This window comes from Asticcacaulis sp. (assembly GCF_020217185.1).
In the GTDB taxonomy this organism is placed as follows: Bacteria; Pseudomonadota; Alphaproteobacteria; order Caulobacterales; family Caulobacteraceae; genus Asticcacaulis.
Genome location: NZ_JAIWNX010000093.1, coordinates 1 through 10000, shown reverse-complemented (window position 1 = coordinate 10000; position 10000 = coordinate 1). Strand labels below are relative to the sequence as shown.

9 protein-coding genes and 2 tRNA genes are annotated in these 10000 nt (G+C 60.5%); 1 reads left to right on the top strand and 10 read right to left on the bottom strand.

Going from position 1 to position 10000, the window contains the following annotated elements:
• The 9 genes from LDL37_RS04660 to LDL37_RS04620 form a co-directional block, all read right to left on the bottom strand.
• On the bottom strand, positions 1 to 226 hold a 226-nt coding region (locus tag LDL37_RS04660), incomplete at its 3' end, for a hypothetical protein (protein WP_290795044.1).
• A 317-nt stretch (positions 227 to 543) separates the two neighbouring features.
• Positions 544 to 620: transfer RNA gene (locus LDL37_RS04655), tRNA-Pro, on the bottom strand.
• A gap of 87 nt (positions 621 to 707) precedes the next feature.
• Complete coding sequence (locus LDL37_RS04650) at positions 708 to 1136, bottom strand: DUF192 domain-containing protein (protein WP_290795041.1); 429 nt, start codon at positions 1134 to 1136, stop codon at positions 708 to 710.
• A gap of 37 nt (positions 1137 to 1173) precedes the next feature.
• The gene (locus LDL37_RS04645; protein WP_290795039.1) at positions 1174 to 1974 is read right to left on the bottom strand and encodes a glutaminyl-peptide cyclotransferase; all 801 of its coding nucleotides are present in this window, start codon (positions 1972 to 1974) and stop codon (positions 1174 to 1176) included.
• A gap of 133 nt (positions 1975 to 2107) precedes the next feature.
• Positions 2108 to 2668, bottom strand: coding sequence for a cold-shock protein (locus tag LDL37_RS04640; RefSeq protein WP_126423717.1), 561 nt, complete (start codon positions 2666 to 2668; stop codon positions 2108 to 2110).
• 248 nt (positions 2669 to 2916) lie between these two features.
• A tRNA-Glu gene (locus LDL37_RS04635) sits at positions 2917 to 2991 on the bottom strand.
• A 68-nt stretch (positions 2992 to 3059) separates the two neighbouring features.
• Positions 3060 to 4928 carry a single-stranded-DNA-specific exonuclease RecJ gene (gene recJ, locus LDL37_RS04630; protein ID WP_290795035.1) on the bottom strand — a complete coding sequence of 623 codons (1869 nt, stop codon included), beginning with the start codon at positions 4926 to 4928 and terminating at the stop codon, positions 3060 to 3062.
• A gap of 6 nt (positions 4929 to 4934) precedes the next feature.
• Positions 4935 to 5903: a class II fructose-bisphosphatase gene (glpX, locus tag LDL37_RS04625; RefSeq protein ID WP_290795033.1), complete on the bottom strand. Its 969-nt coding sequence runs from the start codon at positions 5901 to 5903 to the stop codon at positions 4935 to 4937.
• 27 nt (positions 5904 to 5930) lie between these two features.
• On the bottom strand, positions 5931 to 6326 hold the full coding sequence (locus tag LDL37_RS04620) for a hypothetical protein (RefSeq protein WP_290795029.1): 396 nt from the start codon (positions 6324 to 6326) through the stop codon (positions 5931 to 5933).
• Positions 6327 to 6511: 185 nt separating this feature from the next.
• Between LDL37_RS04620 and phaC the strand changes: the two genes are divergently transcribed.
• Positions 6512 to 8557 carry a class I poly(R)-hydroxyalkanoic acid synthase gene (gene phaC, locus LDL37_RS04615; RefSeq protein WP_290795027.1) on the top strand — a complete coding sequence of 682 codons (2046 nt, stop codon included), beginning with the start codon at positions 6512 to 6514 and terminating at the stop codon, positions 8555 to 8557.
• A 124-nt stretch (positions 8558 to 8681) separates the two neighbouring features.
• On the opposite strand, the gene LDL37_RS04610 is transcribed toward phaC, so the two are convergent.
• On the bottom strand, positions 8682 to 10000 hold a 1319-nt coding region (locus LDL37_RS04610; RefSeq protein WP_290795025.1), incomplete at its 5' end, for a ribonuclease J.

The following is a 10000-nucleotide window of genomic DNA, read 5'->3' as shown; positions in this document are numbered from 1 at the left end:
AGCCGGCGGCGATGGTCAGCAGGACCACGACCATCAGATGCACCAGCGTGTGTAATAGGCCCCGCTTTAACACAGCCAATAAACCCAGCATCACGACCACAAAAGCCGCCACGCCTGCCCCCCAGACCACCCACTCCGGATCGGTCAGCGGCCCGCGCAACGGCACACCGGCGGTGAGCAGCAGAAGCGCAGCGAGACCTGAGAGGACGGCTATGGCGCGGTTCATGGGGCGTATCCGAACGGGTGCCGCTATGGGTTTCTAGCGGCTGTCAATATAGTGACAATAACGCAGAGTCTCGGCAGACGCATCTTACAAATGGGAAATGGGGTGACTCATCCGAGTCAGGCGAGAGATTGGCTCCGCTTCGCTCCGCCGCGTCTGCGTGTGATCATTGTGCCTCCGGCAAAATGATCATCACTTGGGTATTTTCGGTGCGCTGACGCTACGCTCTTTGAGCGCGTCGAACCTCTTATCGGGTCGAACCAAGCTCCGGATGATGAAAAGAAAAGGGACTGCCCATTGGGCAGTCCCTTTTCTTTTGATGGTCGGGGCGAGAGGATTCGAACCTCCGACCTGCTGCACCCAAAACAGCTGCGCTACCAGGCTGCGCTACACCCCGACACCCTGCCCACAGGCAAGGCGCGCTACATGCCACTTCAAAGCCGGTTCCGCAAGCCGTTTTACACACCACCCACAGAACAAGCGTCTATTGCGGCATCGGCCCCTTGCCTTCGAAGAAGCGGTGCGTGATGCGGTCGCCCGGCTTGATCCCCAGGGCATCAGCCTGACCGCCATTGATTTCCAGAACCGCCGCCGCCGGGCCGAACGAATGCAGCGGCGTTTCGTTCATCGGCATCGTGTTCTTCTGAATGGAAATCACCTCGCCTGACTTAGAAATATAAAGAATATCAAGCGGTATATGCGTATTCTTCATCCAGAAGGCGCGTTCGCGGGCATCCGGAAACAGGAACAGCATCCCCTGCCCGGTCGGCAGTTTATCGCGGTTCATCAGCCCGGTTTCGCGTTCCTGTTCGTCATCAGCGATTTCCACCTGAAACGCATGGGTGATACCGCCGGATAGAACCTGAAGCGCTTCGCGCTCCGGTGGTTTCGGCTGGCAGGCCGCGAGAATCAAAAAAAGCGGGAGCCATTTTACGTTCTTGATCATAGGGTTACCGGAATTCATAGGGTTTACCCGTCGCCTTGTCGATCAGTTCGATCTCAAACAGGGCCGGCCAGTATTTACCGGTGACCAGCAGGTGTTTGGTTTCCGGATTGAAGGCAATGCCGTTCAGCACATCAATGCGCTGCGTAATGGCCGGGCCATAGGCCATCAGACCTTTCAGATCGACAATGCCATTGATCTTGCCGTCCTTCGGGTCGATACGGACAATATAGTCGGTTTGCCAGACGTTGGCATAGACCTGCCCGCCGATATATTCCAGCTCATTGAGCATCTCTATGGGCTCGCCGCGCAGGGTCACCGGTACGTCGCTGACCACCTTGAAGGTCTGAGGGTCGAGGAAGCGCAGGCGGTCGCTGCCATCGCTGAGAATCAGATGCGTGCCGTCAGCGGTCAGGCCCCAGCCTTCGCCCGTGTACGCAAATTCGCCCTTTGGCGCGAAGCTGTCGCGATCCCAGACGAAAGCTTTTCCGTGCGTCCAGGTCAGGCCGATGATGGCATTGCCCCACGGCGCCACACCTTCGGCAAAATAGGGCCGTGCAATATCGTGTTTGCGCTTGACCTCGCCAGTGGTCAGATCGACCTCGCGCAGCGACGAGGCCCCCGCCATGCCGGTGCTTTCAAACAGACGGCCGTTCTGAATGAACAGGCCTTGCGTAAAAGCCTGCGGATCGTGCGGATAGACCTTCACGACGCGGTAGGTATAGTGCGCCACCTCTGCCGGTGCGGCAGCCGTCGCGGGCGAGGTCTGGGCGTGGGCAGGCAAGGCGGTTGACAGCGCCGCCATCATGAGTGCCAGAGACCACCGAAAGGCTTTGAACACAGACTTCACCCTTCACACCCGCAAAGAAAAACGGAGGCGAAACCTCACCTCCGTTGGAAATTCGCTGGATTCAATGGCCGTTTCAAGGCCGTTTTTCCGCTCAGGCCATCGCCTTGGGCTGTACCTCGGTCACGACCAGCCCCTTGGGGCCTTCGCCAAAGCGCACCATCAGGGTATCGCCCTGCTGAACGTCCTCAAGACCAAAGCGACGCAGGGTTTCGATATGGATGAAGATGTCCGTCGGATCATTGCCACGCACCACGAAGCCATAGCCCTTGGTGCGATTGAACCATTTGATGGTGGCCGCTTCGAGATCACCGATGGTTGCCTGCACGTTATGCGTCGAACGCACAGCCGCCGGATCACGCGCTTCGCGTACAGGGCCGCTGCCGCTGTCTTCGAGTGCGGTGATCTGAATAACCTGCCAGCCCTTGGCGCGCTTGGCGATCTTGCATTCAATGGCGGCACCTTCGTGCGCCAGATCACGTCCCAGATCACGCAGTGCGGACACATGCAGCAGCACGTCGCGCATACCGGTCAATTCGGGGGATTGAGGCACGATGAAGCCGTAGCCCTTGCCGGCATCGAACCACTTCACGCGACCGGAAATAGCCTTTACGTCTTCCGCCTCGCTGCTCTTTGCGTAATCGTACAAACTCATATTCCTCACCAAGCCCACAAATAATCTACTGCGCGAGCACTATAACATGGATATTTTTAAATGGGCAGCGCCCCTGCCCCTCTCTTTTTTGAGACGATATGCGAAAATATCGCTTAATGCGAGTAAAAAAGCGGTAATTATGTCGCGTGGCGTAGCCTTGACGCAATATATGACGTTTTTGACACAGGTCCGCACATTCCGTTCGGAAAATCAGATGTGCGCAAAAATTGTGGAGAGAGGGGGTACGGTGGCAGTCCCTAGGGGAGTCGAACCCCTCTTTTCAGGTTGAAAACCTGACGTCCTAACCGATAGACGAAGGGACCGCGTCAAGAGGTGCGCTTGATAGCGTCACGCATTGTTCGTTGCAAGCGCTATTTTCGGCAATATCGCCTCAACTTGTGAATATATGGGCGATATCCTCGATTTCGAACTGCACGCCCTTGCGCCCCATATAGTCGTCGGGTTTCAGCCGCCCCGCCACGTGGATGGCGCCAACGGGATTAAACAGCGCCGCTCCCACCGCCGTATCCTGCGCGCGCCAGGCGATGGCTTTCAGACGCTTGCCGCCTTCGTCGATCAGGTCGCAACGCACGTGCCCGCCTTTCAGCGCTGAGGCATAGCCCACGCGCATCCCCGGCAGGACAAACATCGGCTCCGGATTGCCCTGACCGAAGGGGGCCATGATCTCAAAACGCTCCAGCAGGGCCCGCGTGCAGGTCGCGGCACTAAGCGCCGCGTCGATTTCCAGCCGGTCCTTACGGTCAGCCTCGACGGTAGCATTGGCAATATGCGCGTTCAGAAAGACGCGCAGTTCCGGGATGCGCGCGGCCTCAATACTAAGGCCCGCGGCCATGGCGTGCCCGCCGCCCGACAGCAACAGCCCGCTTTCAAAGGCTGCCGTCACCGCCTGCCCCAGATTGATCCCGGCCTGCGACCGACCTGACCCCTTGCCAATCCGCGTAACCGGGTCGATGCCAATGACGATGACCGGCTTGTGCCAGCGTTCGCGCAGCCGGCCCGCGACGATACCGATGACACCGGGATGCCAGTCTTCGTGCGCCACGATAATGACGTGGTCTTCGGCCGTAACCAGCCCCTTTGCGTCGGCCAGAGCCAAGGCCTGTTCCTGCACGGCGGCCTCGACGTCACGGCGCGTCTTGTTCAATTCATCCAGTTCCTGCGCCAGCGCCGCCGCCTCGTCCGCATCGTCGGTGGACAAGAGCCGTACACCCAGATCGGCGCGACCGATACGCCCGCCGGCATTGATGCGCGGCCCCAGCACAAAGCCGGAATGAAACACCCCGAGCGCTGTTGCCGCATCCTTGGGCTCGCCCCCGGCCACCTGCATCAGGGCGCGGATGCCCGTATTGTTCAGGCGCGACATGACCTTCAGCCCTTGCGAGGCCAGCGCGCGATTGAACCCACTCAGCGCCGTTACGTCACAGATGGCCCCCAGCGCCGCCAGATCGAGCCATTGGGTGAGGTCCGGTCTGGGCCGCTCAGCAAACAGCCCGCGCTTTTCGGCTTCGCGGTTAAGCGCCGCCAGCACCACAAACACCACGCCCGCCGCAGCCAGATTGCCCTGCGCCGAGGTACAGCCCGGCCGGTTGGGATTGACCACAGCACGGCATTTGGGCGGGTCTTCGCGCATGATGTGATGGTCAATCACCACGACCTCAAGCCCGATGCGCGCCGCATAGTCGAGCGCCCGGTGCGCTGACGCGCCGCAATCGACCGTGATGACCAGATCGGCCCCTTCGGCTTTTAATCGGTCAAAAGCCTTTTCCGACGGGCCATAGCCCTCCAGCATCCGGTCGGGCACATAGACGCTCAGCTCATGCCCCATATGACGGAACCAGCGCACCAGTTGCGCCGCCGAGGTGGCGCCATCGACATCGTAGTCGGCAAAGACGTAGATCTTCTGACGCGCCTGAAGCGCATCCAGAATGGCCGCCACCGCCTGCGGCATGTCCATAAAACAGTCGGGATCGGGGAACAGCGCTTTCAAGGTCGGGCGCAGATAGTCGTCGAGCCCCTCCGAGGTCACGCCGCGCGCGGCAATCGAGCGCGCCACCGGCTCGACAAAGGCCTCTTCCATCAGGCCTTTGAGCGCAATCTGCTGAGTGATCAAACGCAATTCATGCGGGCCGACATGCTGACTGTCGCGACGATCCACCCACAGACGGCCCGTAACCGACGTCTCCACCCCCAGAAACGGTGGCAGGTCGGTCAGGTTCTGGCGGGCAGGATCATCGGGCATGGGACATCACGATTGGAGGGGGCGACGCATATACAGCTTACGGATAGTCTGAGTCCGCGAAATCATCACCAGACTTTCGGTGCTGATAAACACCTCGCCGTCGGGCGACATCTCCTTTTGCACCCCGTCGAGCAATGCGCCGGGCGTGACGCCCGTGGCGACAAAGACAACATCCGAGGAGACCAGTTCGTTCAGGCTGTATTTACGGTCGAAGTCGCTCAGACCCAGGCGCTGCGCCCGCTGGCGCTCATCGTCATTGCGGAAGACCAGCCGGCCCTGAAACTGACCGCCGACGCATTTCAAAGCCGCCGCCGCCAGCACGCCTTCCGGCGCCCCTCCTGAGCCCAGATAGATGTCGATACCCGTTTCCGGCTGCGCCGTGTGGAAGACGCCGGCGACATCACCGTCGGTGATCAGGTGCACGCGCGCCCCGGCCCTGCGCAGCGACGCGATGATGCGGTCGTGGCGCGGGCGATCCAGCACACAGGCGACGATTTCAGAGACATCCACGCCCTTGGCCGCAGCCAGTGCCCGCACATTGTCTTCGGGGCTGGCGTCGAGATCGACCACGCCGTCGGGATAGCCCGGCCCAATGGCAATCTTGTCCATATAGGTGTCGGGCGCGTGCAACAGCCCGCCGCGCGGCGCGAACGCCACCACGGTCAGGGCGTTGTTCATGGCCTTGGCCGCCAGAGTCGTGCCTTCCAACGGGTCAAGCGCGATGTCGATTGCCATGCCCTTGCCCGTGCCGACCGCCTCACCGATAAACAGCATAGGGGCTTCGTCACGCTCGCCTTCACCGATGACGATACGGCCGTCCATGTCGATGGCATTGAGCGCCGAGCGCATGGCGTCCACTGCGGCCTGATCCGCCGCCTTCTCGTCTCCCTTGCCGATCCAGCCGTGCGCGGCAATAGCCGCCTCTTCGGCCACCCGAACAATGTCGAGGGCCAGGTCGAAACCCGTTTGTGACATAGGCATTTCCCTGTTGGTCTGTTCTTTTTATTTCGCCACGGGGGGCGGCTCGGCGCGCGCGCGCAGGCGGGCGGCCAGGCCTTCTATGGCAGCACTGTCGGCGCCCGTTTTGATCGGTGCCCCCAGAACGGGGTCGATGCGCGCATTAGCCGCCTTAGCCATGGCTTCCGGGGCCTTAAGCTCCCACGGCAAGGCATCAGCTGTTTTTTGAAGCTGATCGGATTTGGCCTTCAACGCCACCACCTGTTGCCTGATCTGCTCCGGCGTCGGCACATTCTGAGGCGGCGGCGGGAATTCAGACCATTTGGGGAAGCTGTCATAGGTGCGCGGCGAAGACGTTTCCTGCGCTGAAACGGACGCGGCAAAGGCTCCGATAACCGCACAGGGCAGCAAGAGCGCGTGGATCTTTGACCGCTTAATCATGAGGAAGCTCCGCAACCGATGGCATCGGTTATAAAAACCGGGCTGATCAAAAGCAAACTTTGCGAGTCCTGAACAGCCCTAAAACACGTCATAACGCGATGTTGCATATTATACAGTGAAAATTGTGGCGCAACGCCTGATGAAGCGCGTTAGAAAATAGCCAGAAACGACTCGCGGAGGCCGCCATGACTGAAAAAAGCACTGAGAAACCCGCTTCCAAGGCCAAAACCCGCAAGGCCACCGCTCCCAAAAAAGCCGTAGCCGCCGAAGCGACGCCCGCCGTCGCCCCCGCCCCTGTGGCCAAAGCCACACGCAAAACCGCGCCCAAAACAAAGACCGCCCCCAAGGCCGCCCCCGTCGAAGCCCCCGTGGCCCCACAGCCTGCGGCTCAGTCCGCACCGTCACCAGCTACCCCTGCGTCCGAACCGCCGCCCGAATCCACCTTTGATTCTGAGCAGATGAAGGCGCTGGAAGACCTGTCGATCAATCTCGCCAAGGCCGCCATTACCGCCCAGACGGCTTTGGCCAGCGCGGTTTTGAAACAACCGGATTTCAACGGCACGCCGAACGGCGATCCGTTTCAGGTCGCGCCTGCCATGACCAGCGTCATGACCTCACTGGCGCAAAACCCCGAAAAAGTCATCGAAGCCCAGACCGACCTGATGACCGGCTATATGTCGTTGTGGGCCGAAATGACCCGCCGGTCTCTGGGCGTCGAAAGCGAAGCTGACACCACGCCCAAGGACAAGCGGTTCTCTGATCCGCGCTGGCAGCAAAACCTCGTCTTCGACATGATGCGCAAGTCGTATCTTCTGTCCTCGACCTGGCTCAACAACCTTGTATCCTCTGTCGAGGACGTCGATCCGCTGCATAAGCGCCGCGCCGAGTTTTTCACCAAGCTGGTCACTGACGCCTTTTCGCCCTCCAACTTCCTGATATCCAACCCGGCAGCGCTCGATACGCTGCTCACCTCCAAGGGCGAGAGTCTGGTCAAGGGGATGCAGAAATTCGCCGATGATCTGGCGCGCGGTGACGGCAAGCTGAAGATTTCTCAGGCTGATTATGCCCATTTCAAGGTCGGTGAAAACGTCGCCACCACGCCGGGCAAGGTGGTCTGGCGCGGCCCCTTGTTCGAACTGCTGCAATATAATCCGACCACGGACGAAGTGCGCGAAACGCCGTTGCTGATCTTCCCGCCGTGGATCAACAAATACTACATACTCGATCTGCAATCGAAGAATTCGCTGATCAAGTGGCTGACGGATCAGGGCTTTTCGGTTTTCGTCGTCTCATGGGTCAATCCGGACGCAGACCTCAAAGACGTCACCTTTGAGGACTATATGTTCGGCGGCGTCTATAAGGCCGTTTCATTAGTCCGTGAACAGACGGGTTCGCCCAAGGTTAACACGGTCGGCTACTGCATCGGCGGCACGCTACTGGGCGTCGCTCTGGCGCACATGGCGGCCAAGGGTGACGACAGCGTGTCATCGGCCACCTTCTTTACCGCCCAGCACGATTTCTCCGAAGCCGGCGACCTCCTCCTCTTCACCAACGAAGCCTGGCTGAAAGAGCTGGAGCGCCAGATGGACGCCGCCGGAGGCGTCCTGCCCGGTGCCGCCATGGCGGATACCTTCAACGCCTTACGCGCCAACGATCTCGTCTGGTCCTTCTTCGTCAATAACTACCTGATGGGTAAGGACCTGACCGCCTTCGACCTTCTGTGCTGGAATGCCGACCAGACGCGCATGCCCAAGGCGCTGCATATGTACTACCTGCGCAAATTCTATCACGAAAACGCCCTGTCTCAGGGCAAGCTCACCATTGCGGGCGTGCCCATCGACCTGAAAAACGTCAAAATCCCCGTCTTTGAGCAGTCCGGTCGTGAAGACCATATCGCTCCGCCGGGCTCTGTGTTCAAATCGGCGCGCCTGTTCGGCGGCCCGGTGACCTTCGTTATGGCGGGCTCCGGCCATATCGCCGGCGTCGTCAACCCGCCCGCGGCCCAGAAGTACCAGCACTGGATCAACGAATTGAGCAATGCCAAGGGCTTACCGGAAACTCTTGAGGTCTGGCAGAAGGACGCCGTCGAGCATAAGGGGTCGTGGTGGGACTATTGGGCCCAATGGCTGCACGATAAGTCCGGCCCGATGGTCCCGGCGCGTGACCCGTCCAAGGGCAAGTTTAAACCCGATATGGATGCGCCGGGTTCGTACGTTCTGGTGAAGTCGTAGTCTTTTAAGACCGTGGGGCCACAGGCCCCACACCCCAAAACCGGAAGTCTGATAAACGCCAGAGTTTGGAGTTGCGAACCCGATATGGGGTGCAGGGGCCTGTGGCCCCTGCGTCTTTAAACCCTTACAGCCTCAGAATAATCGTCTCTACGATCGGTCTGCGGCCCCAGGTATTCTGAGCCGCCTTCTTGAGGACGCGCGCCACGGCGGTTTCGACGGTCTGATCATCGTCGCGTTCCTCGCGCGAAAGCTTCTGCACAGCCTTTTCGGCGATGTCGCACAGCTTTTCGAGCTGATCCGAGATGCTGTCCTCGTCCTCAAAAGCCAGCCCCAGACCCCGCACCTCGACATAGGAGGCCAGTTGGTTTTTGCTGTTGAGGGCGAAGGAGACGAACAACATGCCGTTATGGGCGGCGTGGCGACGTTCGCGCAGGGCTTCGGAGGCTTCGGGGACCAGCATCCCGCCATCGACAAACAGGCGACCGGACGGCACTTCGTCGATAATTTCGGGCTTGCCGGGGGCGAGGCGCACCATGTCGCCATTGCGCAGGACGACCTGTTCCGGGATGCCGATTTCGGCGGCCAGAGCGGCGTGCTTTTGCAGGTGGCGGCGTTCACCATGCGTCGGAATGGCGATTTTCGGGCGCGCCCAGGCGTACATCTGCTTCAGTTCATCACGGCAGGGGTGGCCGGAGACGTGGATGCCGGGGTGATCCTTTTCGGTATGGATTTCCACACCGAGGTCCGACAGACGGTTTTGCAGGCTGCGGATAGCGATTTCGTTGCCCGGAATGACGCGGGACGAGAAGACGCAGGAATCCCCGGCCCCCAGACGCACCAGCGGGTGATTGCCGTCGGCAATGCGCGACAGGGCGGCGCGCGGTTCACCCTGAGAGCCTGTGCACAGATAAAGGACGTCGGTGTCCTTCATCTTGGCGGCTTCGGCTTCGGAGACGAACTCCTGCACGCCCTTCATCAGGCCCACGAATTTCGCGGCAGCCGCCATGCGGTGCATGGAGCGCCCGACGAGGCAGACCGAGCGCCCACAGGCTTCGGCGGCGCGAATGACGCTGTCCATGCGGGCGACGTTCGAGGCGAAACAGGCCACGGCGACGCGACCTTTCAATGTACGGATCACCGCCTCAAGCGCCACCTTCACATCGGCTTCAGAACCCGCCTGCCCGTCCACGAACACATTGGTCGAATCGCAAACCATGGCCAGCACGCCCTCATCGCCGAGCGCGACAATGCGGCTGATGTCGGTGGGTTTGCCGGTGATGGGGTCCGGGTCGATCTTCCAGTCGCCGGTGTGCAGCACAGTCCCCAGCGGCGTTTTGATGGACAGGCCGTTGGGCTCCGGGATCGAGTGGGTGATGGTGATATAGTCGATTTCAAACGGGCCCAGATGCACCTTGCCACCCAGCGGCACCTCGGTCAGGTCGA

What these genes read in the sequence shown, in the direction of transcription:
- LDL37_RS04620 (WP_290795029.1), bottom strand. Translation starts at nt 6,326, where the DNA reads ATGATTAAGCGGTCAAAGATCCACGCGCTCTTGCTGCCCTGTGCGGTT.
- LDL37_RS04640 (WP_126423717.1), bottom strand. Translation starts at nt 2,668, where the DNA reads ATGAGTTTGTACGATTACGCAAAGAGCAGCGAGGCGGAAGACGTAAAG.
- recJ (WP_290795035.1), bottom strand. Translation starts at nt 4,928, where the DNA reads ATGCCCGATGATCCTGCCCGCCAGAACCTGACCGACCTGCCACCGTTT.
- glpX (WP_290795033.1), bottom strand. Translation starts at nt 5,903, where the DNA reads ATGTCACAAACGGGTTTCGACCTGGCCCTCGACATTGTTCGGGTGGCC.
- LDL37_RS04645 (WP_290795039.1), bottom strand. Translation starts at nt 1,974, where the DNA reads ATGATGGCGGCGCTGTCAACCGCCTTGCCTGCCCACGCCCAGACCTCG.
- phaC (WP_290795027.1), top strand. Translation starts at nt 6,512, where the DNA reads ATGACTGAAAAAAGCACTGAGAAACCCGCTTCCAAGGCCAAAACCCGC.